Annotated in this window: 24 protein-coding genes and 1 pseudogene; 18 read left to right on the top strand and 7 right to left on the bottom strand. The window is 25.7% G+C overall.

What is annotated here, in order from left to right; translation table 11 throughout:
* Window positions 1–2 precede the first annotated feature (2 nt).
* The 4 genes from OT390_RS09180 to OT390_RS09165 all read right to left on the bottom strand — a co-directional run bounded on the left by OT390_RS09180 (window position 3) and on the right by OT390_RS09165 (window position 4,273).
* Window positions 3–1,538 (bottom strand): lipase family protein, encoded by a 1,536-nt coding sequence (locus OT390_RS09180; protein WP_157801951.1) that lies wholly within the window; start codon window positions 1,536–1,538, stop codon window positions 3–5.
* A 262-nt stretch (window positions 1,539–1,800) separates the two neighbouring features.
* Complete coding sequence (locus OT390_RS09175) at window positions 1,801–2,328, bottom strand: hypothetical protein (protein WP_052776492.1); 528 nt, start codon at window positions 2,326–2,328, stop codon at window positions 1,801–1,803.
* A gap of 365 nt (window positions 2,329–2,693) precedes the next feature.
* On the bottom strand, window positions 2,694–3,419 hold the full coding sequence (locus OT390_RS09170) for an Mbeg1-like protein (RefSeq protein WP_052779376.1): 726 nt from the start codon (window positions 3,417–3,419) through the stop codon (window positions 2,694–2,696).
* Between the two features lie 611 nt (window positions 3,420–4,030).
* Window positions 4,031–4,273 carry a hypothetical protein gene (locus tag OT390_RS09165; RefSeq protein ID WP_052802492.1) on the bottom strand — a complete coding sequence of 81 codons (243 nt, stop codon included), beginning with the start codon at window positions 4,271–4,273 and terminating at the stop codon, window positions 4,031–4,033.
* Window positions 4,274–4,914: 641 nt separating this feature from the next.
* Between OT390_RS09165 and OT390_RS09160 the strand changes: the two genes are divergently transcribed.
* The 3 genes and pseudogenes from OT390_RS09160 to OT390_RS09150 form a co-directional block, all read left to right on the top strand.
* On the top strand, window positions 4,915–5,475 hold the full coding sequence (locus OT390_RS09160) for a hypothetical protein (protein ID WP_002799396.1): 561 nt from the start codon (window positions 4,915–4,917) through the stop codon (window positions 5,473–5,475).
* 2 nt (window positions 5,476–5,477) lie between these two features.
* Entirely contained in the window at window positions 5,478–5,744 is a 267-nt protein-coding gene (locus OT390_RS09155) for a hypothetical protein (protein WP_002779707.1), read from the top strand.
* Window positions 5,745–5,759: 15 nt separating this feature from the next.
* Window positions 5,760–5,981: pseudogene (locus tag OT390_RS09150) on the top strand (transposase); the annotation flags it as partial.
* Window positions 5,982–6,070: 89 nt separating this feature from the next.
* On the opposite strand, the gene OT390_RS09145 reads toward OT390_RS09150, so the two are convergent.
* From OT390_RS09145 to OT390_RS09135, 3 genes are read right to left on the bottom strand one after another with little or no spacing between them, the layout of a single operon-like run.
* A complete protein-coding gene (locus tag OT390_RS09145) occupies window positions 6,071–7,870 on the bottom strand; it encodes an AAA family ATPase (RefSeq protein WP_052800398.1) in 1,800 nt (599 codons plus the stop codon).
* Between the two features lie 2 nt (window positions 7,871–7,872).
* Window positions 7,873–8,076, bottom strand: a complete 204-nt coding sequence (locus OT390_RS09140) for a type II toxin-antitoxin system HicA family toxin (protein WP_002779783.1) — start codon at window positions 8,074–8,076, stop codon at window positions 7,873–7,875.
* Entirely contained in the window at window positions 8,069–8,287 is a 219-nt protein-coding gene (locus OT390_RS09135) for a type II toxin-antitoxin system HicB family antitoxin (RefSeq protein WP_002818418.1), read from the bottom strand. Before OT390_RS09135 ends, OT390_RS09140 begins: the two co-directional genes overlap by 8 nt.
* 840 nt (window positions 8,288–9,127) lie before the next feature.
* On the opposite strand from OT390_RS09135, the gene OT390_RS09130 reads away from it, so the two are divergent.
* The 15 genes from OT390_RS09130 to OT390_RS09060 all read left to right on the top strand — a co-directional run bounded on the left by OT390_RS09130 (window position 9,128) and on the right by OT390_RS09060 (window position 25,135).
* Window positions 9,128–9,340, top strand: coding sequence for a DUF5710 domain-containing protein (locus OT390_RS09130; RefSeq protein ID WP_002843911.1), 213 nt, complete (start codon window positions 9,128–9,130; stop codon window positions 9,338–9,340).
* 1,011 nt (window positions 9,341–10,351) lie between these two features.
* Window positions 10,352–10,912, top strand: coding sequence for a hypothetical protein (locus OT390_RS09125; RefSeq protein WP_002799396.1), 561 nt, complete (start codon window positions 10,352–10,354; stop codon window positions 10,910–10,912).
* 2 nt (window positions 10,913–10,914) lie between these two features.
* A complete protein-coding gene (locus OT390_RS09120) occupies window positions 10,915–11,181 on the top strand; it encodes a hypothetical protein (RefSeq protein ID WP_002779707.1) in 267 nt (88 codons plus the stop codon).
* A gap of 2 nt (window positions 11,182–11,183) precedes the next feature.
* Window positions 11,184–11,318, top strand: a complete 135-nt coding sequence (locus OT390_RS09115) for a hypothetical protein (RefSeq protein ID WP_002779774.1) — start codon at window positions 11,184–11,186, stop codon at window positions 11,316–11,318.
* 241 nt (window positions 11,319–11,559) lie between these two features.
* On the top strand, window positions 11,560–12,102 hold the full coding sequence (locus tag OT390_RS09110) for an NYN domain-containing protein (RefSeq protein WP_002799397.1): 543 nt from the start codon (window positions 11,560–11,562) through the stop codon (window positions 12,100–12,102).
* 147 nt (window positions 12,103–12,249) lie between these two features.
* Complete coding sequence (locus OT390_RS09105; protein ID WP_002790761.1) at window positions 12,250–12,903, top strand: hypothetical protein; 654 nt, start codon at window positions 12,250–12,252, stop codon at window positions 12,901–12,903.
* An 88-nt stretch (window positions 12,904–12,991) separates the two neighbouring features.
* Complete coding sequence (locus OT390_RS09100; protein WP_002799310.1) at window positions 12,992–14,221, top strand: DUF5710 domain-containing protein; 1,230 nt, start codon at window positions 12,992–12,994, stop codon at window positions 14,219–14,221.
* A 390-nt stretch (window positions 14,222–14,611) separates the two neighbouring features.
* Window positions 14,612–14,785: a hypothetical protein gene (locus tag OT390_RS09095; RefSeq protein WP_153605095.1), complete on the top strand. Its 174-nt coding sequence runs from the start codon at window positions 14,612–14,614 to the stop codon at window positions 14,783–14,785.
* Window positions 14,786–14,826: 41 nt separating this feature from the next.
* A complete protein-coding gene (locus tag OT390_RS09090; RefSeq protein WP_002799345.1) occupies window positions 14,827–15,294 on the top strand; it encodes a hypothetical protein in 468 nt (155 codons plus the stop codon).
* A 14-nt stretch (window positions 15,295–15,308) separates the two neighbouring features.
* A complete protein-coding gene (locus tag OT390_RS09085) occupies window positions 15,309–15,518 on the top strand; it encodes a hypothetical protein (protein WP_052778932.1) in 210 nt (69 codons plus the stop codon).
* 463 nt (window positions 15,519–15,981) lie between these two features.
* Window positions 15,982–17,277, top strand: coding sequence for a hypothetical protein (locus tag OT390_RS09080; protein WP_057033579.1), 1,296 nt, complete (start codon window positions 15,982–15,984; stop codon window positions 17,275–17,277).
* Between the two features lie 274 nt (window positions 17,278–17,551).
* Window positions 17,552–19,135: a hypothetical protein gene (locus OT390_RS09075; protein WP_052791463.1), complete on the top strand. Its 1,584-nt coding sequence runs from the start codon at window positions 17,552–17,554 to the stop codon at window positions 19,133–19,135.
* Window positions 19,125–19,871 carry a hypothetical protein gene (locus OT390_RS09070; protein ID WP_002799324.1) on the top strand — a complete coding sequence of 249 codons (747 nt, stop codon included), beginning with the start codon at window positions 19,125–19,127 and terminating at the stop codon, window positions 19,869–19,871. Before OT390_RS09075 ends, OT390_RS09070 begins: the two co-directional genes overlap by 11 nt.
* Window positions 19,872–19,915: 44 nt before the next feature.
* Window positions 19,916–23,848 carry a hypothetical protein gene (locus tag OT390_RS09065; RefSeq protein WP_322246930.1) on the top strand — a complete coding sequence of 1,311 codons (3,933 nt, stop codon included), beginning with the start codon at window positions 19,916–19,918 and terminating at the stop codon, window positions 23,846–23,848.
* 18 nt (window positions 23,849–23,866) lie between these two features.
* Window positions 23,867–25,135 carry a hypothetical protein gene (locus OT390_RS09060; RefSeq protein ID WP_168977576.1) on the top strand — a complete coding sequence of 423 codons (1,269 nt, stop codon included), beginning with the start codon at window positions 23,867–23,869 and terminating at the stop codon, window positions 25,133–25,135.
* The last annotated feature ends 85 nt before the right edge of the window (window positions 25,136–25,220 follow it).

Raw genomic sequence — 25,220 nt, 5'->3', positions numbered from 1 at the left:
TCCTAAATAATACCTATTTTAGCTTTTCCATTAAAATACAAAGCTTGTGATATTTTACAAACTCCACCTAAATATTGCTCATCCCAAATTTGATCTTTTATTTTATAACTTTTTGAATTATATCCATATATTTTTGTTATATTATTAATATTTTCAAGACATTTCATATCTTTATAAACCACAATGAAAATTCTAAATTCCCCAATGGCAATTTTATGAGCTAAATTTTCTTGATTATTAATAAAGGAACAATCTTTTCTGTATTTATTAAAATCATTTTTATCAAGAATTAAAATGTATTTTTCTTTTTTTTGCACCTTTAAAATAAAATCTATGATTTTTGTTTGACTAATGGTAGGAGCTTTATAGCTTGCATAATAATTATCTCCAAGCTCTTCTAAAATACCATTTGTTTCTTGCATTATGGTGGCTATTAATGAAAGAAAATATTCAAAATGATTGATTTTTTCTGGAGAACTTCTAAAAAGTCCAAGAGGTCCATTTTTAAGAGCGAAATTTTTATTATTAATAGCATTATTTTTTAACACAAAAGTTTCTGTATAAATTTGAATATTTTTCATAAAATGATTAAGATACTCTATACACTCACTAAGGCTTTTATCTTTGACTTTGTTATAGTTAGCATCTAATTCTAAAAGATAGGAATAAAAATAGAGAGTATTAACAAGAGGTTTTATAGAGTGATCATTTTTCCCTGTATATATACCTAAAGCATTGCTTGCACCATATTGAGCTGAAGCAATGATTTCAATTTTACCATTATCAAATACACAAACAATCTTTTCTGGATTTAAAATTTGCTCCACAATATTATTTCCAAGCAAATTAGCTAAGAATCTCATTAGCATATTATCTATTCCATCTATGGTAGGAGAATTAAAAGTATAAACTTTTGAAGCACTAAATTTTATTTGATTAAAATCTGTACAAAGTGTTCTATCGATTGTATCACAAAGCTGCATTGCAACAACAGCTAAATATCCACCCAGAGAATGTCCTACAAAGGTAATTTTACTAGAATCTATATTATTTAGAATAGGTGCTATATCTAATAAAAATTGTTTTAAGGCATTAGCTTGAAAATCTCCTTTACCAAAAGTAAGTCCTATATCGGCAAATGCATCCATACTTACAATTCCTTCTGTTCCTCGAAAACTAACAATATACTCATCTTTTTGAATGTCATAAAAAAGTGTAGCAGAAAAACCACTAAAAGTATTGGGTTGGTGAAATTTGATTGTATAGCGTTTTGCAAAATTTTGTGTTTGGATTTCTCTAAATTCACCATTGAGTTTTGGATAAAAAGCTAACGAATCATCATAAATAAAATAATCTTTATAGTCTTTAGACAATGCTTTATAATATTCAAATTTTTCTATATTTTCTCCATCTTTTAAGATTCTTTCTGTTCCTATTGTGAAATCATTAGTTTTTTGTCCATCAATATAGATAAGGTTGAAATAGCTTGCCCAAGCTAACTCAGCATAGTCTCTAAGATTCTTGATTTGTTGCTTCATACTTTTTCCTTTTAATCAAATATAAGATACAATAAAATTGCCAATGGACAATATAACAATAATAGAAAAAACCTTATCAAATATTTTTTAATTCTTGTTATTAAAAATAACCATAGATTGTTCACTATTGGAGGCAAAATTATCCATCCAATCACTATGAGAAATTCCTTAAATCTATCTGGATTATGCCCAATTAAAGGTGATATTATCCAAGCAAAGATAAAAAATATAATCCAGCAAATATAAAGTATTTTTAATATTTTCATTGCATCCCCCAAATCTCACCCAATGAATGTCCTACAAATATAATTCTTTTGTGTTTATTTTCGATTATTTTATTTACTTGTTCTAAAAATTCTAAAAGAGAAGAAGATTGGATATTGCCATTGAGGGATAGAGTTATGTCTTGCATCGTATCTATATTCCAAAAACCCTCAGTTCCTCTAAACCCTACTATAAATTCATCTTTTTGTTTATCGTAAAACAAAGTAGCACTAAAGCCACTTGTAGTGTTAGGCTGATGAAATTGAACCTCATATCTTTGAATGAAATTTTTAGTCTGTAATTCTCCAAATTCTCCGTTGAGTTCACCTTTACTAATAAAACTATATTTTTGTCCGACCTTTTCTTTTTTTCCAGCTATTTTGCCATTATAGCTTAAGTTTAAAAGCTCATTTAAGGTAATAATAGTTTCATTTTCTTGCAATATACAATCTTCTAAATCAAAATAAAAATAACTAGCTTGTGCAAGTTCTGCATAATCTTTTAATTCATTGATTTTTTCTTGCAAAATTATCCTTTATTTAAATAATGACAAAAAAATATATAATGTAACATAAAAACTATTATGATAATAAAACATGTAATATAATATCGAAGCTATAGGATAATAAAGTAACAATAGCAATGCTATATACAAAAACTTTATTTCACAAAGAGAAAAAAAGCGATAAAGCATTAATAGAATTAAAGGAAAAATAATCCAACCTAGCATTACAAAAAATTCATACACTCTATTTGGATTATGCCCTACAGCAGGAGAAATAACAAACCCACTTATACAAAATACTATCCAAACAATATAAAACTTACGAAATGCACCCATTTATTTTCCTTTTTAATATTTTTAATAAAATTATTCTACTTTTTTAAAAATTAAAATATAGCTATATTAGGAAAATTCCAACCATAAACACTAGGGGAATTAAAAGTATAAACTTCATTAGGGCTAAAAGATAATTTGTCTTTATATTTAATATCGCAATATATCAAAGCCATTTGAGCTAAATACCCACCCAATGAATGTCCTACAAATATAATTCTTTTGTGTTTATTTTTGATTATTTTATTTACTTGTTCTAAAAATTCTAAAAGAGAAGAAGATTGGATATTGCCATTGAGGGATAGAGTTATGTCTTGCATCGTATCTATATTCCAAAAACCCTCAGTTCCTCTAAACCCTACTATAAATTCATCTTTTTGTTTATCGTAAAACAAAGTAGCACTAAAGCCACTTGTAGTGTTAGGCTGATGAAATTGAACCTCATATCTTTGAATGAAATTTTTAGTCTGTAATTCTCCAAATTCTCCATTTAGTTTATCAAAATTTGTCTTTTCATCAAAGAAATTTAACATTTTTGATTGCCAAGCATCATCTTGTCTTAAATCAATCAATACTTCTTTATCTTTATGTTTTTGACTGACAACATGTTCTAAATTTACCTTTATTTCTCTATAGCCTCTAAGAGAATTTTCTTCTTGAATTTTTTCTTGATTAAAATCTAACTCAAATATATTTCTAGTATTTAAAAAATCAAAATAAAAATAACTAGCCCATGCAAGTTCTGCATAATCTTTTAAATTATTGATTTGAGTTTTCATTTTTATTTCTTTTAATTAAATAAATTATTGCAAATATTATAATATGTATCACAATAATAATTAAGTACAGCTCAAAATTACTATTATTTCTATTAATCAATAGTAGCAACAAATAGCAACAAATAGCAATAAATATATTTTTTGTATTTCTTGCTTTTTTATAAATCAAATAATAAAAATAAGGCAACAATGGAAAAAGATATAATATAACAAGAAAAAAGAACATTTTAGTAAAAGTTGCATCATATCCCATATAATAACCTAAAATAGCCCCAAATCCCCAAATTATAATCCAAATAATATATAGATTTTTTAGTATTATCACACTACTTCCTTTTTTGTTGAAATTTAAATTATTATTAAAAAATCAAAAAAAACCAATCTATACAAGTTTAGCATAATTTTCGAGATTGTTAATTTTAAAAAATAAAAAGATACAAAAAAATGTATAAAAAAATACAAAATAATAAAGAAAAATATTTTTGGATTTAATAGTTTCTTGTAGTGTTAAATATGATATGTAAGGTAACAATGGATAAGAATATATAAAAAATGCAATCTTTAACATATCACCAAAAAATTCTATATCACTAAAATAAGCATATAAAGAACTAAACAAAAAAATAATTCCCCAAAATACCCCAAAAACCATCATTGAATTCATTAGGTTCTTTAGCTTCATACCATTTTTGATCTATCTTGTCCCATTCTTTGTTTTTAAGATATTCTTGTCTTAATGTTTCATCTGCTTTATCAAGCTCATCAGGACTTTTGCCTTTGGTAAGTCCTAAGAAAGCGTGGGTGAAGTCGATTTGCTTTATGCTTTCACCCAGGGTTTGAAAAAGATCATTCATTTATATTTTCTCTACTTGTTCCATAAGTTCTTTTGTACTTACTTGTGGTTTGTAATTAAATGATTTAGAATAACTTGAAGCATTTGCACATTCTTTGATTTTAGATTCTAACTCTGTAGCATTTTTTGGATCTTCATAGTATTACATACTTTTTTGGCTCTGAAGAGCAAGCAGAAAAAACACAAGCAGTAACTATACTTAATAAACTTAGTTTAATTAAATTTTGCATAAAAGTTCTTTTTTTCTATAATTTTATATATATTTATAGTAACTATAATATACTAATATTTATTAATATATAATAAAATTAATTTTATATAATAATATTATTATATAATATTTCACAAAATAATTATAAGAAATAATTATTTTTTATTTTAATATGATGAATTATCTTGTTATATCTTTTTGAGATATTGTTTTTGTAGGATTTTCAAAGGTATTAAGCTTATTATGAAAATCAATGAAATTTAATTGTTTTTTGACTTCATGCTACCTACACATTTAGAAGATTATTTAGAATATAAAACAAAACTATCACTAAAAAATCAAAGAAACAAAAATAAATATTATTTATTTTTATTATTTATTAATAAATAATAATATATAATATTATACAAAAATATAAAAAAGGTTTTTTAATGATAATATCTGTTATAAATAAAAAAGGTGGTGTTGGAAAGACTCCTTTTGCTTTTTCAGTTGCTAAAGATTTAGAATATTTTTTACAAAGCAATGATAATTCTATTATAGAAAAAATTTATCCTGAAAAAGCAAAAATTTTACCAACTCCAAAAAAAATAGATAATTGCGTTTATGATTTTGGTGGGTTTGTAGAAAAAGGAGTATTGGATATTATTAAAGAAAGCAATAAGATTATTGTTCCTTGCACGAGTAATTATAATTCTTTACTTAGAACATTAGAAACTTTAAACGAAATAGGTAATGATGGTAAAGTTTGTATTTTAGTTACAGACTATAGAGATGAGAAAGAAAAAAAGCAAATTTGTGAAACTCTTGAAAGCAATTTTACAGATTTAAATCTTTTTTTCTTTAAATTTTCAAAGATAATTGAAAATTCTATGAGTAGTGGAGCTTCTTTTACTGAACTTTATAATGAAAACAATCTTTCAAGATTAAGTTATACAAACTTTTTCAATGAATATCAAAGACTTTTAAATTTTATTAGAAAGGATAAATAATAATGGAAAAAAAACCATTTACAATAGCAGAAGCTTTAAACTCTGAAACAAGCTCTCAAAAAACATATAGTAAAGCTGATAAAAAATCAGCTGGAAGAAAAACCGTAGATCAAAAACTAAGAAGAGATAATTTAGTAGTTTGCAGACTTAATGAACAAGAAATGGAAATTTTGAAAAAATTAATGGTTTTAGATTTAGCAAGTGAATATGGCACTTATATAAGAAAATTGATTTTAAAAGAGGCAAGAACTTTAAATATTAATAATTAAAAATGTTACAATATCCTTGCAAAAAAACAAAAAGGTTCAAATAATCGCGCAAAAGCTAAACTTAAAGTAGCTAAAGCTCATCAAAAAATTACAAGAGCAAGAGATGATTATTTACATAAGATAAGCGATGAAATCACAAATTTATATGATTTTATAGCTGTTGAAAATCTAAATATTAAAGGACTAATTAAAAACAAACACTTATCTAAATCTATTGCTAATGCTAGTTGGGGTAGAGATAGCTCTAGTAGGGTATTAAAAATGGTTATATACTAGTTATCTATTCGTTGAAGCAAGAACCCACTTTGCTTTAGCAGATGAATGATTCACTCAAATAAAGACTTCTGTAAGATAAATTTATTACTTTTGGTGTTTAATCGATTCATTGGATCACCACGCTTAATATATCTTTTTACTCTATTATTACTTTGGTAGATAAAAAACAAATCATTTTCATTTTTATACTTGTTATAAAAAAATTCATCATCATAATTTGCAAATTCTATACCTTTGCCATAAACATTAATTCCAAATTCTATAAGCTTATCTTTTAATTTAGCAATCTCCTTTTTTTGTTTTGAAATGATAGAACTTTCTTTATAAAGTCTATAAGCTTTAATTTCACAAAACTCACTATAACTAAGGATTTTCTTATCAGGAAAACTTGTCAAAAATCTAATTAAATCCTGTGCAACTAAAGAATTTAAATCAATGAGTATTTTTGATAAGTCATCATCATATGAAAGAGTAGATTCTGTTTCAAGTCTTTTGATATATTCCCTACGAACTGTCAATACAAATACAGATACAATCACGCCATTTTCTTTTGTGATACGCTCTACAGAATCAAACATTAAAATCCCTTTATCTCTTTGTGTAATTGTTTTTTTATCTTTATCTTTATCTTCAATGTTTTGCGTAAAGGCTAAATCATATGCAAAACGAGAAATTTCTGTAAATTTTTGTTTTAACCAAGAATAATTACTAGGAGCTTTATTAAGATATTGTTTTAAAAATTTATAAGGCTCTAATCTTACTTCCATATCCCAAAAATTTTCTTGATATTTTTTAATAACACTTGTATCTACATTTTTCTTGATATATAAAAATAAAGCATCTAAAATACTTCTATGTGTTTGCGTTAGTAAAGAATTTTTAAGAGTAATAGCATATGATGAACCATTTGCACCAAGCATTCCAAATTCTATTTTATTGTCATTTTCTTTAAATGCTTTATAAAAATTAGAATCAGTAAGCTTTCGTGAGCTTAAATAAAAAACTCCTCTATTTTCATTCATTGTTACATAGCCTTCCGCTAAATCATTAACACTTACAGCAGAAATATCTTTTTTGTTGATAATTTCTAAGGTATGATTGTCAATATTTTCCACTTTTATATCTTTAACTAAAGGTTCATCAATGCTAGAGTTCTGTAATACTTTGATTGTTTTTTGAAACTCGCCAGCATTGATATTATTATTATCTTTTAGCACTTCAAGTAAGCGATAAGTTGTAGAGTTTTTATCTTCTCCTTTTTGAAATGAGAGTTTATAAACAAGTCTAGGGGCATTTATAATTACAGAGCTACCCATAAGACTTTCACCTTTTTTATCTAAGTGGTGAAGTAATAAAATGGCTTGATTATTTGATTTTGCTACATCTGTTAAAATATTAAAGAAATTTTGCACTTCGTTTTGATTATTTTGATCTTTAAAGCCCGAGATTGAGAAGAATGCACTAAAAGTATCAAGAACGATTAAATCACAATCTGCTAACTCATTAAGTTCTTCTTTTAAGCTATCCATAGGTTCTTTATCAATTTTTGGAAGTTCATTTGAAAACTCAAATTCTAAACTATTAAAAGGATAAAAATTTTCTATATTTTTAATGCGTTCTAAAATTGCTTTATTCTTATCTTCTATACTCCAAAAAAAAGGTTTTAAACCATCATTAATTGCATTAGCACATACTTTTAAAGCTAAAAAAGATTTTCCTACTTCACTATTGCCGCTTAATACAGCTACAGAACCTCTTTCTAGTTTAATGGTGTCTTCACAAATTACAGAAGCATTCTCATCGCTAAAAATTCCAAGTGTAATTGTATTAATAGTATTGCGTTTAGGCATTTTTAATCCTTTGCTACTTCTATAATTTCAAATAGTTGTTTTATGATTTTAGGGTGTAATATTTCTCCGCTATGATGAGGAATAACCATTCTATAAAGTCCTTTTTTATAGATTCTATGACTACCTTTTTGCCTATCAATCAAAAAATTATTTTGCAATAAAAGCTTTTCTGCTTCTTTTGCAGTCAATCTTGGCAATTCAGGCATTTGCTAAAACCATTGGAATAATTGAAGTTGTTTTGTTTTCAATAATCCTTTTTTCTTCATTTGCAAGGCTTTCTAAATAAAGCTCCCCAGCTTCTTTTATATTAGCTAAAGTTTCTTCATAGGTATTTCCTTGCGAAACACAACCTTCAAGCTCTAGAATGCGTGCAAAATATCCATCCTGATCTTTTTCAATAATAATATTTAGTAACATTTAATTCCTTACTATTGACATAAATAGAACAAACAATTAATTTACACCCTAAAAATTGACATAAATAGAATAGTTTAGTGCAAATTAACAACTTTTTATAAAGTAATTATAGTAAAATTATTATATTTATGTCAATACTTATTATATCTATGTAAAAAATTATTTTTTTGAAAAATACTAATTTCATCTAAAATATAAAATTGACATAAATAGAATAGTTTATTATATTTATGTCAGCAAAATCAGCATACAATCACCCATAAGTTATTAAAAAATTGACATAAATAGAATAGTTTTTGACATAAATAGAATAGTTTTTGACATTTTTTCGGAACACCCATATGGAAAATAGGAGCTTTAAAAGACACATTTACATAAATAGAATAGTTACTAAATTCTTAAATTTGTTAAATTCTATAATATTAAAAAAGGTAAATCAAAAATTAAAATTTTTGAACTTTTGTATAAAATCATAAAAAAATGATTTTGATAACTCCAAAAAAGAGAATTTAACAAAAAAAATTTTTTTATTATTTTGTTATAATATCATAAGAATTAAAAAATGGAAAAAGAAAGTGAAAATTAAAAATATTCTTTTAAAGTGTTTAAAGCCTAATAAACTTAATACTTTAGAAAAATTGTATTTTGGTTCAATGTTTATGATGGTTTTAAGTTTTGCAATCTTTTTAATTCTTCTTTTAAATTTTTTTATGAAGATATTTTAGTTTTCTTTCGAGACTATTTTTTATTGCTTATAATTTTTTATTATAGTATTGATAGGTTTATTTAATACTCTTAAGAATGTAAGAAAATATAAAGAGATTTTAAAAAAGAAAAACTATGAATATTAAGCTTAATATTCCTTATTCTAATAAGGATAAATTAAAAAAATATAAGATTAAGTGGAATAATGATTATAAAATTTGGTATTTAGAAGATTATAGGAATTTAACTTACCTTATCGATTATTTAGAAAATAGAAATTTTACCATTTATGTTACTGAGAAGTTGTATATTGTTGAAGGTTTTATTACTTGTTGGAAAATGTTCTAAGATGATTTCAGTTTATGCTTTTGGGGCTTTAAAATCTTCTTTTTTAGATTGTGAAAAAAATATTGGAAATTTAATTCAAAATTTAAAATGATTTGGAATATTTTGTCTTATTCTCAAGAGCTAGAAAGTATTTTAAAAAAAATAATATGAAAATTTCATATTCCAATACAACAAAAAGTTACTACCTTATGAATATATGTCAAAATTGTCAGGCAAAACAAGGAGAATTTTTTTATTTAACGAAATAGATTCTATTTTTAGTCCAAATAGTGTAAATGAAGCTAAAAGGCTTAAAATTTATGAAATACCTTTGTTATTCGATATTGGGTTTGAGGGAGAATTTATAGAAATATTTTCAACTAATTGTTCAGATATTAATGCCTTGATTTGGTTTAATGCGGAACATAAAACTAATTTAACATATAACATTAATTACTAAAAATAACTATTATATATTAAAAATTAGTAATATATAATAGTATTTACTTTCAAACAACCTTATTATTTGTGATTATTTGTCTTATAGCATCAACAATTTGCTTTATGCTTTCACCCAGGGTTTGAAAAAGATCATTCATTTATATTTTCTCTACTTGTTCCATAAGTTCTTTTGTACTTACTTGTGGTTTGTAATTAAATGATTTAGAATAACTTGAAGCATTTGCACATTCTTTGATTTTAGATTCTAACTCTGTAGCATTTTTTGGATCTTCATAGTATTACATACTTTTTTGGCTCTGAAGAGCAAGCAGAAAAAACACAAGCAGTTTATATCTTTTTGAGATATTGTTTTTGTAGGATTTTCAAAGGTATTAAGCTTATTATGAAAATCAATGAAATTTAATTGTTTTTTGACTTCATGCTACCTACACATTTAGAAGATTATTTAGAATATAAAACAAAACTATCACTAAAAAATCAAAGAAACAAAAATAAATATTATTTATTTTTATTATTTATTAATAAATAATAATATATAATATTATACAAAAATATAAAAAAGGTTTTTTAATGATAATATCTGTTATAAATAAAAAAGGTGGTGTTGGAAAGACTCCTTTTGCTTTTTCAGTTGCTAAAGATTTAGAATATTTTTTACAAAGCAATGATAATTCTATTATAGAAAAAATTTATCCTGAAAAAGCAAAAATTTTACCAACTCCAAAAAAAATAGATAATTGCGTTTATGATTTTGGTGGGTTTGTAGAAAAAGGAGTATTGGATATTATTAAAGAAAGCAATAAGATTATTGTTCCTTGCACGAGTAATTATAATTCTTTACTTAGAACATTAGAAACTTTAAACGAAATAGGTAATGATGGTAAAGTTTGTATTTTAGTTACAGACTATAGAGATGAGAAAGAAAAAAAGCAAATTTGTGAAACTCTTGAAAGCAATTTTACAGATTTAAATCTTTTTTTCTTTAAATTTTCAAAGATAATTGAAAATTCTATGAGTAGTGGAGCTTCTTTTACTGAACTTTATAATGAAAACAATCTTTCAAGATTAAGTTATACAAACTTTTTCAATGAATATCAAAGACTTTTAAATTTTATTAGAAAGGATAAATAATAATGGAAAAAAAACCATTTACAATAGCAGAAGCTTTAAACTCTGAAACAAGCTCTCAAAAAACATATAGTAAAGCTGATAAAAAATCAGCTGGAAGAAAAACCGTAGATCAAAAACTAAGAAGAGATAATTTAGTAGTTTGCAGACTTAATGAACAAGAAATGGAAATTTTGAAAAAATTAATGGTTTTAGATTTAGCAAGTGAATATGGCACTTATATAAGAAAATTGATTTTAAAAGAGGCAAGAACTTTAAATATTAATAATTAAAAATGTTACAATATCCTTGCAAAAAAACAAAAAGACAAATTGAAGATGAAAAAGATTATGACGGTCGAAGTTTATTTGACTTAATCGAATTAGAATTTTCACAAGGAGAAGAAAATGAGTTGCTTATCTCTAAGTAAGTTCTTATTAATGTTTTTATGTTAGAATTACAGCATCATTAGCACATAGAGGGGTCTTTTTACATAATATTTTTAAAATGACGACTCATTTTGCCTTCAAGATTTAGCAAATAGGACTACATATTATGGATTTGTCCAATAAAGATACAGAATTTTCTATAATTCAACCAAAAAAGACTGCTGTTCTTGTAGATCTTTCTTTTTTATTGAAGGATACAATACACGCAAAAGCATTAAAACAATGGAAGCCGCAGAATTAGCCAAAAGATTAAAAGACTATGTGTGGGAAACTCTTAGAAGAAGTGAAGACTATTTATATAAAGTTTATATTTATGATTGCGAACCGTTAGATAAAAATGTTCCTATGCCTCCTATAGAAAAAACTGATAAATCTAAAAATTTAAGCAAAACTACAACTTATAAATTTAGAAGTGAATTATTAAAACATCTAAGAAAGCAACCGTATTTTGCTGTAAGATTAGGTGAAATTGATGTTAGCGAACTAAGCAATGAAGATTTTGTTATAGATATTAAACAAAAAGGTGTAGATATGAAAGTAGGACTTGATATTGCAACTTTAGCAAATAAACACCAAGTGGAAAAAATCATTTTAATTACTTCGGATAGCGATTTTGTTCCTGCTGTAAAACACGCTAGAAAAGAAGGGCTTATTGTGCAATTAGATACTATGAGATTTCCAGAAACTCGAATCAAAAAAGGTTTATTAGAACATATTGATATTCTCTCATCCGTTTTTATTAATAAAAATAAAAATGGTAATTAATTATTGTTTTTTATTTTGCTAAATAGATAACTAAAAAATGAATATTGTTAAAAGAAAAAATGAATGAATTTTTCAAAAAAACTAAATAAAGTTTTACTAGATAAAGAAATTAGCAACGAAAAAACATATTCTCGATCAAGGTAAAGAATGAATAATCTAACAAATTTTAATGATCTGTTTTCTCAAATGAGATTATCTTCTTATAATGATGATATTGTAAAGCATTATGATAACCTTAAATTTGTAGGAAAAATCACTCCAAAAATTGCTACATTAGAAATTATTCTTAGAAATAAACTAGATAATAAATTATCAGAGAAAGATAGTAATTGGATAAAAAATTCTAATGATGAAAATATTAAAAAAGCTAAAGATGAAATTGAATATAGAGAAAAAAATAGAAATTTATCTCATCATCAATATCTTTCTCGTATGAGCTTAGGAGCTATTATTCATCTTATCAAAGAAAATAAATTACAAAACTCTATAATGGATTTAAAAAATATCAATTTTAGAAACTACAATCAACACAATAGAAATTTCTTTTTTGAAAATGGTATAAAATTACGCTTTAGAAATACGCATAAGGTTGATATTGTTCTTAGCTTATTACAAAATCTAAGAAATAGAAGTTATCATTGGGAAAATATTTTAAAAACTACAGAAAAAAATGGCAAACATTATCCAAGATTAACAACAAAGATTGAGAACACTCATGTAGGAGTAGATCTGCAAAAAATAGATCTATTCTTAAGTGATTTAATTAAAACATTTAACGAAGAAATTTTGGAATATTGTTAATATAAAAAAAGTGGGCTACTAGGAAGCCCTTTGAATTTAATTGCAATTATAGCAATAATAATATTAAAGGAAACTAAAAGGATATACGATGCCACAAAAAAGAATTTATCTTTATGTTCCATTTAAAGACAAAGAAAAAGTAAAATCATTAGGGGCAATGTGGGATGATAAAGAAAAAAAATGGTTTGCTCCAAAAAGCTTAGATAAAAATATTTTCTCACAATGGTTTTATCCGCACCAAAATAAAGAATTTTCATTTGATGAAAATGAAGTTTTAACTACTTTTAAATCTGCTTTAGAAAATCAAGGTTTAATTATTGATGGTTCACCTATCATGGATGGCAAAATCCACAGAGTAAAAACAACAACAGATAAAGGTAGAGAAATGAGTGGAGCTTATAGTGGATTTTTAGATGAATACCCTGCTGGTTTTATTCAAAATTTTAAAACAGGTATTAAAGAAAATTGGAAAATGCCTTTAGAAAATGCAAAACAAAACATTGTAAGTTATCAAACTCCTAGTCAAAAAAGATTACATAATTCTACAAGCAATAATACGAAACAAGACATTTTAGAGCTTCAGCAAAAAACAGCATTAAAAATTGAAGAAGAATATAATCAAGCTAATTGGGCTCATTCAAATCATCCTTATTTAAAGAAAAAAGGTTTTAGTGAAAACTTTTATCTTAAGCAGGATAACAAAGGTTCTTTACTTATTCCCTTAAAAGATGAAAATGGCAAATTATGGTCTGTGCAAAGAATATTCCCAAATGGTGATAAAATTATTGGTGTAATTAAAACTAAAGAAGAAAAAGAGCAAGGCATTGAATATTCTGCAAAAAAATCTGGATGTTTTCACCTAATAGGTGCAAAAAACCTAGAATATTGCAAAGAATTTATCATAGCAGAAGGCTTTGCTACTGCTGCAACTATATACAAAGCACTCAATAAGCCTGTAATAATGGGTATAGATGCTGGAAACTTATCAAAAATCGTTGAAACCCTAAAAAACAAATTTCAAAACACTCCTATTACCTTAATAGCCGATAATGATAAAAAAAGAGAATTAAAAGGTCTTTCTAATGTCGGGGTGGAAACTGCAAAAGAAATTCAACAAAAATTTTCAGATATTAAAGTTATTATTCCAAAAATCAGTAATCAAGAAGCAGAACAAGGAATAAGTGATTTCAATGACATTTTTTTAAATAAAGGGCTTGATGAAGTCAAAAAACAATTAAATTTCATTGATTTTCATAATAAGCTTAATACCTTTGAAAATCCTACAAAAACAATATCTCAAAAAGATATAACAAGATAATTCATCATATTAAAATAAAAAATAATTATTTCTTATAATTATTTTGTGAAATATTATATAATAATATTATTATATAAAATTAATTTTATTATATATTAATAAATATTAGTATATTATAGTTACTATAAATATATATAAAATTATAGAAAAAAAGAACTTTTATGCAAAATTTAATTAAACTAAGTTTATTAAGTATAGTTACTGCTTGTGTTTTTTCTGCTTGCTCTTCAGAGCCAAAAAAGTATGTAATACTATGAAGATCCAAAAAATGCTACAGAGTTAGAATCTAAAATCAAAGAATGTGCAAATGCTTCAAGTTATTCTAAATCATTTAATTACAAACCACAAGTAAGTACAAAAGAACTTATGGAACAAGTAGAGAAAATATAAATGAATGATCTTTTTCAAACCCTGGGTGAAAGCATAAAGCAAATCGACTTCACCCACGCTTTCTTAGGACTTACCAAAGGCAAAAGTCCTGATGAGCTTGATAAAGCAGATGAAACATTAAGACAAGAATATCTTAAAAACAAAGAATTTAAATTAATTAAAAGTATTAAGTAGATTGGTTATAATAAAACAATTTATCTATATTAGGAGTAAATTTGCAAATTCCTATTTATTCTAAACTCAAAACAAAGCTAGAAAGCAAAGGAATAGACAATATATCAAGTGGACAAATTGCTTGGTTTGTGTGTAGCTTGATTCTTGCTTTGGTAACTTATATTATTCTAACTTTTCACTACATTTACATTAGTTATGGTAAATATGATAAGAATTTATTTTTATTAATATTTGATAGAAATGCAATAGAGTTATTTGTTATTGTATATTCTTGCATAATGTTTAATTTATTATATATTTATAATGCCATTCCTTTGGTTTTATCTGCGGTATTTATATTTTTAGCATTTTATTTTTCTAGTTTAAGCTTGTTTATTGTTGGTTGTTGTGGTATAGGAGTATTTTTCTTAATATCCATTTTTAAAAGAAAGTTTATGTTTAGTGTTTTACTATTCGCCTTGGGTTATACTTGCACATTGTTCTTTTTTTATGGACTGGCAACATATTAGAAAGGATTTTATAAATGAAATATTATGCAACGATTTATATTGATGAGTTTTTAGAATATGAAATATTAGTTAGTCTTTATAATGGAAACGGCTTAGATTTCACCCACGCTTTCTTAGGACTTACCAAAGGCAAAAGTCCTGATGAGCTTGATAAAGCAGATGAAACATTAAGACAAGAATATCTTAAAAACAAAGAATTTAAATTAATTAAAAGTATTAAGTAGATTGGTTATAATAAAACAATTTATCTATATTAGGAGTAAATTTGCAAATTCCTATTTATTCTAAACTCAAAACAAAGCTAGAAAGCAAAGGAATAGACAATATATCAAGTGGACAAATTGCTTGGTTTGTGTGTAGTGTAGGGATTTTTATCATTCCTATGGTATATTTTTATATCAGTAACAATTATGATCAATTCACTATTTTATTTATTATGTTATTTATTTTTATATTGAATATGCTTTATATTAAAAATTTTTTTGCATTATTGTTGCTTGTGATATTAATATTTATATATATGAAATATCATGAGTTTATCTATAATTTTAAAATTTTATTTTTTATTTTTGCACCTGTAATTTTTATCTTTTTAAGAGCTTGGAGAATTTTAATAACTTTTTTATGTGGATATATTTTTTTAGTGGCTATGGTATATATATTTGAGTTATTAGGAGGATTTTATAAATGAAATATTATGCAACGATTTATATTGATGAGTTTTTAGAATATGAAATATTAGTTAGTCTTTATAATGGAAACGGCTTAGATTTCACCCACGCTTTCTTAGGACTTACCAAAGGCAAAAGTCCTGATGAGCTTGATAAAGCAGATGAAACATTAAGACAAGAATATCTTAAAAACAAAGAATGGGACAAGATAGATCAAAAATGGTATGAAGCTAAAGAACCTAATGAATTCAATGATGGTTTTTGGGGTTTTGGAACTGGAATTGCTAATGTTGCAGAATCTCTTATAGGATCTCCTGGCAAAGTATTTAACAATAACCAATATGTATTAGATAGCAATATTGATAAAAATTGTTATATTATTAAAAAACTAAGAAGCCCCCAAGCTTTCAAACCCTCTAATCGTTGCACTTTAGAACTTTCTAAAGAACAATATGAAATCCTACTTGCAAATATTAAAAATGATTTTAATACTACAAAAGAAATTACACCTAATAGCAAAGAACCAATCAATGAAGAATTTACCTATAAGCTTCTTGAAAACAACTGCGTTACTTGGGTTATTCAAAAACTTTCTGATATAGGAATAGAGCTTATTGATGATGAATATAAAGTGCCTGGAAATTTGATAGATATCTTTGGCTTGATCAAATCTCTTCACTCTATCTTTTTGAAATTTCAAAACATTGATGATAATTTACAAAGCGTAAAAGGTGCAAGAGCTTTTATTACTTGGACTAGATCTATGCTAGATAATAATTATATATGTTATGTAAATCAGGAAAATTTAGAAAAGAAAATACAAACTTTTTGTAAAAAAGATATAGAAAATCAAAGATATTATGAAAGTATTAAAAAATTTTATGATAAAGCCTCCCAACTTAAAAGTATATATAATAAATTAGATTTTTGTTTGGAATCTATCACTAAAAAATTTAATACAAGCATAAAAGGCGATTTTGAATTGATTTATTTCGATAGAAAAGATAGACAAATTAAACTTTTAAAAGCAGATAATGATTATGAAGCTATTGCGATACAAGATTTAGATTTGAGTCAAAAATATAATAATTTTAGTGTGAGTAAGTTTTATCCTTTTATTTTTATACCTAAAGATGAAATGCTTTCAAGAATGCTTTATCATAAATATGATTATGGTAATATCTCACAAGAATATCAAAAAGATAGAAATGAATTTTATTTTAATGTTTTAGCAGGAGAAAAAAGCGATAAATACTGGAGTTTAAGTTATCATAAAATGACTAAAAATTTAAGGAAAATTCATGCCTCTTGAAAAAGTAAAAGAAACAATTTTTGCTTATGATAAAGAAGTGATTGATTGTGAAGTCTTAAGGGCTAAAAATGTTGATTTAACTCATTCTAAAATTTATTTTCAAGGTATACTCCTTACAGGCTCAAATGAACTTCCTAACAATCCTTTTTACTTTGGAGAATTAGATCAAGATAATACTATAAAACAAGATACACCTAGTTATTATTTTTCTCCTAAAGATGAAAGCAGTGGTTTAGGAAGACTTAGTATCTTTTATAAAAATGATGAACTTTGCTTGCTTAATTATTCTATTATAGAAAATTCTTTAAATATCAAATTAGAATGTTTAAGCAAACAAAGCTTAGAGTATAAAGACTTAATTTCAAACACTTTAAAAGAACAAAAAACCACACAAGTAGATAAAAAACAAGCTATAGCTAAACTTCATGCTCTTTTAGAAAATCAAAACCTAGAATGTATCCATGGAGGTAAAGTCATACTTAAATCAAACAAAGGAAAAACTTTTAAAGATGATGGTGTGCCTATAATGCTAGAAAGTGATTTATTAAACTCTAGTATAGTAGCTTGTCCTAATACTATAGCAGGTGTAAGTGTTCCTTGTACTAAAGTTGTTAATGTAAAAGGATCCTTATCTCAAAAGAAAGTCAATAATGAATATGTAATCTTACAAGAACTCATCTCAGCTTGTAAAACAGATAAAGGCTTTGCTTTAAAAGTAAGCTTTACTCCTACTAAGTTTAAATTTGATCACAGCTTTGATCCTAAAGAGGGCTTAGGAGAACAAAGTAAAAATCAAATAGAGTTAAAAGAGCCTATAATAAGACTTCATTATAAAAGTGATAGATTTCAAAAAGATAATTTACCTATCTATAATCTTTTAATCAATAATGAAAAAAAAGAACAAAATAAGGCTTTAAATGAATTTAATATAGATTTAAAAGATTTAAAAGATATAGAGGATATAAATATTCTTAATCAATTCAAACAAGACTTTAGTAAAGATTATGAATTTAAAGAACTAAATCTTAGCTTTGATACTAATTTAATCAAACTTTATTTTATTATCCCAAAAAACATTGCTAAAGTTTATAAAAGTGCTTATAAGGAATTTAAAAATAAAGATTTAGGAGCAGGGTATTTTACACAGCTACATGAGTATGATAAAATCATCAAAAATTCCCTAGAAGATAATAAAGAATTAAACGAATATCATTTTAGTTTTTTAACTCCTGCTAAAATGCAAAATTTAAAACTTCAAATCGCACAAGGACTAGATGAAATCTTAGAAGATGAAGATAGAAAACAAGAGCTTTATGTTTGTAAATTTGTGGTGGTAAATGGGGTTAGTGAAAACAATACTCAAGAAATTATCCCTGATAATGTTATAAGAATACAAACACAAGATGGCAGTGGGGAGTTTATTGAGATAGTATTTCCTAGTCAATTAGAACTCAATGATAAACCTTTGGAAGATGTGAGTTATACATTTGTTCCGGCTTTAAAATTTTTTAAAGATACTGAGTATTTAAAACCCAGAACATTGACTAAAGATGAAGTGTTGCAGATAGTAGATAAACTGCCAAAAAATGTTCGAGATAAACGCAGGAGAATAGTTGAAAATAAAGAGGAATTAGACAAATTATGGAAAAAGTTAACTAAAAATTCTGAAGAGTTTGAAAATAAAGTAGATAAAAAATACGGACAGCCGATTTATATGAGAAAACTAGATGATCAAACTATTATACAATATAAGAAAACTTCTAAAAGCGGGGGTGAGACCATAGAGATAAATTCCAATAAGCCAAGAGGAAATCTTAAAACAATACATATAGAAAATGGGATAAAAAATGAAATATAGGTATATAAAATGGGATGAAAACGAAAAGTGTGCTATTTTTTTTCCTGATATAGATTTTGATATATGGAAAAAAACCCAGCTTTTAGAGAATGATTATGCTAATCCAACTTTAATTATATCATCTCATTTAAAAGATAAGGTCGGTATTTTAGAACTATTTGAATATTATATTTTGCTTATTTGTGGAAAAAGCATGGGTGTCTCAAGGTGGGAATGTAATAATTTAATTTTATTAGATACTTACAGCATCGATAATATTAGCAGTCCATTTTATTTAAATACACCCAAACCTACCTATATAAGTGAATATATTAATGTCTTGGGGCAACTTTTTCTAGCAGGTTATATAGATTTTGGATCTTATTGTGATGAAGATAGAAATAAAATAGATTATCCCTCAAACTTATCTTATTATAAAGAAGATAAATATCAAGCTTGGATATATTTTAGAGATAATTTCTTTTATCAAGACAAATTTATTAGAGATTTGGACGATCCTGAAACATTAGACGAGGGTGGATATAGTCTTATTTTAAATGATGTTTCTTGGGATACACCACAATATTGGTCACAATACAATATCTGGATAGCAACAACCCCAAAAGGCACAAAATACTTCCAAGAAATCTTAGCTCCTAAATTTTACAACAAATACAAAGATTTAGAAGTAGAGATTGATGATAAGGGTAATGTGCTTAGATGGATAGGAGAGATTAATAGAGACAAAAAATATTAGCAAATAAAAAATGATATAATAATGCTTTATATAAGGAATCTTTTATGTTTATAAGTTCTAAAACAGAGTTAATTCAAACTATTAAAAATTTAACAATCAACAATAAAGAAGTTAAACAGATTGATTTTATTTATCCTAATTTTTCTATTTTACACGCTATATTAAAAAATATTGATTTTCATCAAAGAAAAATGCTATCTAAAAATCAAATATTGACTATGGAAATACTAGAAATTTTAAAACAAACTTGTGATAATCACAATAATATAGAAATAAATATCCATACCCTTAATGAGCTTGATGCTGGACAAAATGTAAATTTAAAAGATTTATCAAGCAGTGAAATTTGCACTAAAGTTTATTTAGAAGACTTAGAAGAAGAAATTCAAGACAAGAAACAAGGTAAAGATTTTAATCTTTTTTATCATACAGATAAAAATAATCTTTGTATCGAATTTATCAATACTTTAAAAGAACTAGCCAAAGATTCTGAAGATATAACAACCTTAGACGAGTTAATCGAAAACATTGATCCTGATGATATAAGCAGTGAGAAATTTGATGATTTTAAGAAAAAAGTTTTAGAAAAGATTGGAAATGTCATAGAATCGGATTTTTTCAAAAATAGCATAAGTCCCACTTTAAAAAATACTTATGAAAAATTTATCAATGAGTTGTTAGAACACATTAAAAAACTTGCCGAAGAAAAAGAATATGAAAAAATTAAAATCATACTAAGTGCTATAGCGGGTGTTGCAATAGCCACAGTGGTAGCTGTTCTTACAGGTGGGGCAGGATTAGCTATTTTGGCTGCTGGTTTATTTTCTTTAATGGGTTCTGCAAGCGAGTATTATGAATTTGCTCAAAGAGATTATGGCACACTTTTAACGCCTTTAGCTGCATTTTTAGCCACTAGATGTGCTATGTTTATTCATTATATTAATTCTCGCTTGTTATCTTGTGTTTTAATTATTGATAAAAAAGAAATTATTGATTTAAGTGGTTTTGGATTATATCTTGGAAGTGATGAAAGCAATATCGCTTCGAATTTGGCTTATAAAATCACTTTAAGCGAAGAAATAAAAAGCATTGAAAATATTTTTAGTGAAATCTTTTTAAACTCAGAACAAAAAGACAAGGGGTATAAAAATACACCCAATGATTCAAAATCGAGCAATTTACCCGCTTTCATTTCAACGCAAAAATTATCTAATTTGTATTTAAAAAACAATGCTATTTTAAAGAATTTGCAAGAAGATATTAAACAATTTATTTATTTTTCCTATATAGAAAGTCCAAATTTTAACTCAAGTAAACTAGCTGAATTTTTCGCACAAAAAAATCAAAATGCACAAATAGATTTAAATACAACTAAAATGAGTAAAAATTATTTGATTATTTCAAATATCCCCAATAAATACAATGCAGGACTTAGTGAAAGTTTAACTCAAGAAATCGCCAACTATAATATACAAGATAAATACAGAAGAATTAAAAAAAATATTGATACTTCAAAAAAAACTTATGACAGCACAAGAGATTATAGCGAATATAGCATAGAAATGCCACAAGATGAAAATGAACCTTATATTTTACAATTAAGCCCTTTTGTGAAAATATCCAAAGAAGCTTATGAGAATAGTAAAAAAGCTTATGAAGATATGCAAAAGGTTTATAAATATTTAACAAATTTTGTTGCTACACCGCAGAAGCTACCAGAATTCGCAAAAACAGCTAAAGAAAAATTAGCAATATTAGAAAATGAGCCAATGATAGAAATAGTAAAAAAGACGGAAAATTTACGACATTGCGAACGAATAAACATTTTAGCTTATATTGACTACAATAAAAAAATAAATGATAAAAAATGGCTTCCTTATTTTTATATCAAAAAATTCTTTAAACAAAACGAAGCCAAAGAATCCATCATAGAAAAAGAAAAAAAGATAGCTCATCAATATTTAACTTTTTTGAAAAAAGAGTTTTTTGAAAAATCGGATAAATCTTCATTTGGGAATTATTCTTTAATGGAATGTTTATTCATTTCATTTGTCTTGTATCAAGCTAAGCTTATTTTTCCAAATATCAATTTGGATTTGAAAAAATATGGAGGCAGTAATTTTGTATATATAAAATACTTAGATAAAACTTATGTTTTATGGACAGATGAATGTCCAATATATGTAAATAATGAGCCAACAAATATTACAGCATATGAAGTTGTATCGCAATTATTAAAAATACTTGACAAAAAAGATTATTCTTTTGTGGAAAATGATAGTTCGATAACTATAGATGATTTTTTTAATGAATTATCAAAAGATTTAGATACAACAAATACATTAGATAAAAAAATAATCAAATTAAAGCAAATGTATCATTTAGATGAACAAAAATGCATTAAAGAATTTATGAATTTAGACGAAGAAACGCAACGAGCTTTTGTTGCATGGATGGATATAGAGAAACAAATATCAGATTTATCAAAGCTTTTGGAACAGATGTATGGAAAAGAATATTTAAATAAGGCAAAAGAACAAAAAACAAGTGAAATATTTACTTATGCAATGTTAAAAATTTTATTAAGTGCTAGTCCTTTTATCAGCTTTACAGCTCAAATGTTGTGGGATTTTAATTTTTTAAAAACAATAGAATATGTTATTCAAGCTTGTATTAAAATAAACAAAGAAGGATTTAAAGAATTTTTTAAAGAACAGCTTGGTATTTTTGCACCTCCAAAAAAGAATAGTATATATCATATACACATAAAATCTAATTTAATAATAAAAGCACGCTTGCAACAAATAGAAAAAGAATTAACTCATACTAAAATCCAAATGATTTTAGCACAAGAGATAAAATCCAATTTAATAATACAAAAAAATACATCCGGTTTAAATCTATTTATCACAAAGATAAAAGAATACTTTAATGAAAAACAAATTAAGATTTATTGGAGTGATAAATATATGAAACAATTATTTATATACTCTAATCAAGAAAGCAATATATCTAAAATTGCTCTTATGCATAGCATAGATATACAAACTCAAAAATATACTATTTATACTTATGCTAAGCTAAATAAACTTGACCTTGCTTCTATTGTGACTGGAGAATTTGTGGGTATTTTTTTAAATTATCTCTTTCCAACAAATTTTAAAGCCCTACAAGAACAATATGAAAGCATTGTTTATCAGCTTTACACCTTTAAAGATGATTCTCCTTTAGCGGTTATAAGAGATCATTTTGTAACTTATCCTTTTGCAATCAATTCGAAATTCATTAGCTTTGATTTAAAGAAAATTTTTTATGGCATAGATCTTTGCACAGGAGTTTTTGACACTCATTTTTCCTTTCATTATGAAATAGATCAAAAGCTTGAAGAAAATAAAGAATTTCTTTTAAAAAGACTTTTGTCTTATTTGATTATTGATGAGAAAAGAAATGCAACTGCTTTAGAGGATATAAAAGAACAAAAATATATTATAGATGATTATACTTTTTATTTTAAAGAGTTAAAATCTTTAGAACTTAAAAAATGCACTATATATCAACTTCCTTGTAATCATCCTTTGTTTAAAGAGTTTAGAAATAAAGAAAAGCAAATTAGTGCTTTTAAAAAGGATGAAGATAGTCCTATTCATGCTTACAATGAAGCTTTACAAATTTTACAAGATTTTGCTAATGGACTTTACAATACAAGTAAAGATAAAACAGGAAGATATATAGAAGATAAAAATAAAACCAGAAGATTACTAGAAAAACTCAATATCATAGGACAAAACAATCTTAAGGCTATGTATATGGGGATAAATGGAAATGAAGAAAGCTTGAAAAACAAAGACAATGAAGAAGGAAACGAGGAGGATATAGAAAGTGTAACTAAAAACAAACAATCCCAAAAATTACCGCCTAATTTCATAGGCAGACTAGCCACTACCATAATCATAGAAGATGGTTTATATATGGGATAAATTAAGAAAGGATAGATAATGAGTGAAACTTATGAGATTTATACACCCAATGGATTAGCATTAGATGTGGAAAAAGATACCAATAAAATACTCTTTAAAGAAAATGTTAAGCCCACAGGCAATTATACCGAAGAATATTCCAAAGCTTTGTTTGAAGCACACAACATTAAACGAAACTCCCCCTACAAAGACTATAAACCCCAATACCTAGATCCTAACTTTTATACAGGACAAAGTTCTACTTTACTTGAATTTAAAGAATGGCAAAGTATTTATTTAAAAGATCCTATAAAAGGAGCTATAGCTCCTTGGACTAAAGCAGAAAAAGCTTATTATAAATCTTTAAAAACTAAAAGAGAAAGATATAAATATTTAGCAATAAGAAGTGGATTAAGATCTGTGGTTATAGATATACCCTATGATGCTTATGCTAATGTAGATGAAAAAGGAAGATTGGTTAATGAAGATTATGCCTATATTTACGATGAAGTAAGTTCTCATCGTGGAACATTAAAATCTTATTCTTTCTTTAATGAATGGGAATTGTCTGCTTTACTTTTGGGAAATATTAAAGCTAGTCCTACAGCTGCCGTAGGATTTAAAGCAAGACAACAACAAGCATTGTTTTTACAAGCTCAACTTGGAGATAAAAATGCTTTTAAAAGTTTAGGTTTAGCAGTATTGTGTTCTAATTCTTTTCTTACAGGGCAACATTGGAATAAGCTTAGAGCAAAAATGATTTACGATTTACACGATTATCATTATGAGAGTTTATTAGATGAATTTGGTATGCTTCCTTTTTTAGATGAGATTATAGGAGTAGATTGGGTGATTGATTTAAATCGATATAAATTTGCTCTTGATGAAGAAGGTAGAATCATTTGGGCTTTATATGATGATATTGAAAAAGGTAAATTAAAAGATCCAAGAGATATAGATTCTACTTCTGAAAGCAGGAAAGAATTTGATCATTATATGGATGGATATAAAAATGGAATGGCAACTAGATTTGATGTAGATATTAGAAACGAAAGAGATGAAAGATCTGCTAAACTGACTATGGATACCCTAGTATTAAGCGCCAAACTAGCAGCCTTAACTCCTCCTCAAGGCTATCCTAATGCTCCAAGATACTATAGCCCTGAAAGACTAGAAATTATTTATAAAAGACATAAGCTTGATAGACTTCTTGACCCAAGAATTCCTGCTATATATAGATATAATTTTCCAGAGGATTTAAGAGTTAAGATACTAGCTTATGCTAAAGAGCATAATATAAAAGAGTGAAAATAATGAATTTCATAACTAGACTAGCTACTACTATAATCATAGAAGATGGTTTATATATGGGATAAATTAAGAAAGGATAAAT

The organism is Campylobacter sp. CFSAN122748 (assembly GCF_045277125.1).
Lineage (GTDB): Bacteria > Campylobacterota > Campylobacteria > Campylobacterales > Campylobacteraceae > Campylobacter_D > Campylobacter_D jejuni.
This window is presented reverse-complemented; position numbering and strand designations above follow the sequence as displayed.

Coding starts and splice junctions, on each gene's coding strand:
- OT390_RS09135 (WP_002818418.1), bottom strand. CDS start 8,287: ATGTTACTAAATATTATTATTGAAAAAGATCAGGATGGATATTTTGCA.
- OT390_RS09065 (WP_322246930.1), top strand. CDS start 19,916: ATGTTTATAAGTTCTAAAACAGAGTTAATTCAAACTATTAAAAATTTA.
- OT390_RS09070 (WP_002799324.1), top strand. CDS start 19,125: ATGAAATATAGGTATATAAAATGGGATGAAAACGAAAAGTGTGCTATT.
- OT390_RS09120 (WP_002779707.1), top strand. CDS start 10,915: ATGGAAAAAAAACCATTTACAATAGCAGAAGCTTTAAACTCTGAAACA.
- OT390_RS09115 (WP_002779774.1), top strand. CDS start 11,184: ATGTTACAATATCCTTGCAAAAAAACAAAAAGACAAATTGAAGATGAA.
- OT390_RS09130 (WP_002843911.1), top strand. CDS start 9,128: ATGAATATTAAGCTTAATATTCCTTATTCTAATAAGGATAAATTAAAA.
- OT390_RS09170 (WP_052779376.1), bottom strand. CDS start 3,419: ATGAAAACTCAAATCAATAATTTAAAAGATTATGCAGAACTTGCATGG.
- OT390_RS09140 (WP_002779783.1), bottom strand. CDS start 8,076: ATGCCTGAATTGCCAAGATTGACTGCAAAAGAAGCAGAAAAGCTTTTA.
- OT390_RS09160 (WP_002799396.1), top strand. CDS start 4,915: ATGATAATATCTGTTATAAATAAAAAAGGTGGTGTTGGAAAGACTCCT.
- OT390_RS09180 (WP_157801951.1), bottom strand. CDS start 1,538: ATGAAGCAACAAATCAAGAATCTTAGAGACTATGCTGAGTTAGCTTGG.
- OT390_RS09110 (WP_002799397.1), top strand. CDS start 11,560: ATGGAAGCCGCAGAATTAGCCAAAAGATTAAAAGACTATGTGTGGGAA.
- OT390_RS09165 (WP_052802492.1), bottom strand. CDS start 4,273: ATGAATGATCTTTTTCAAACCCTGGGTGAAAGCATAAAGCAAATCGAC.
- OT390_RS09060 (WP_168977576.1), top strand. CDS start 23,867: ATGAGTGAAACTTATGAGATTTATACACCCAATGGATTAGCATTAGAT.
- OT390_RS09095 (WP_153605095.1), top strand. CDS start 14,612: ATGAATGATCTTTTTCAAACCCTGGGTGAAAGCATAAAGCAAATCGAC.
- OT390_RS09085 (WP_052778932.1), top strand. CDS start 15,309: ATGAAATATTATGCAACGATTTATATTGATGAGTTTTTAGAATATGAA.
- OT390_RS09125 (WP_002799396.1), top strand. CDS start 10,352: ATGATAATATCTGTTATAAATAAAAAAGGTGGTGTTGGAAAGACTCCT.
- OT390_RS09080 (WP_057033579.1), top strand. CDS start 15,982: ATGAAATATTATGCAACGATTTATATTGATGAGTTTTTAGAATATGAA.
- OT390_RS09105 (WP_002790761.1), top strand. CDS start 12,250: ATGAATAATCTAACAAATTTTAATGATCTGTTTTCTCAAATGAGATTA.
- OT390_RS09155 (WP_002779707.1), top strand. CDS start 5,478: ATGGAAAAAAAACCATTTACAATAGCAGAAGCTTTAAACTCTGAAACA.
- OT390_RS09145 (WP_052800398.1), bottom strand. CDS start 7,870: ATGCCTAAACGCAATACTATTAATACAATTACACTTGGAATTTTTAGC.
- OT390_RS09100 (WP_002799310.1), top strand. CDS start 12,992: ATGCCACAAAAAAGAATTTATCTTTATGTTCCATTTAAAGACAAAGAA.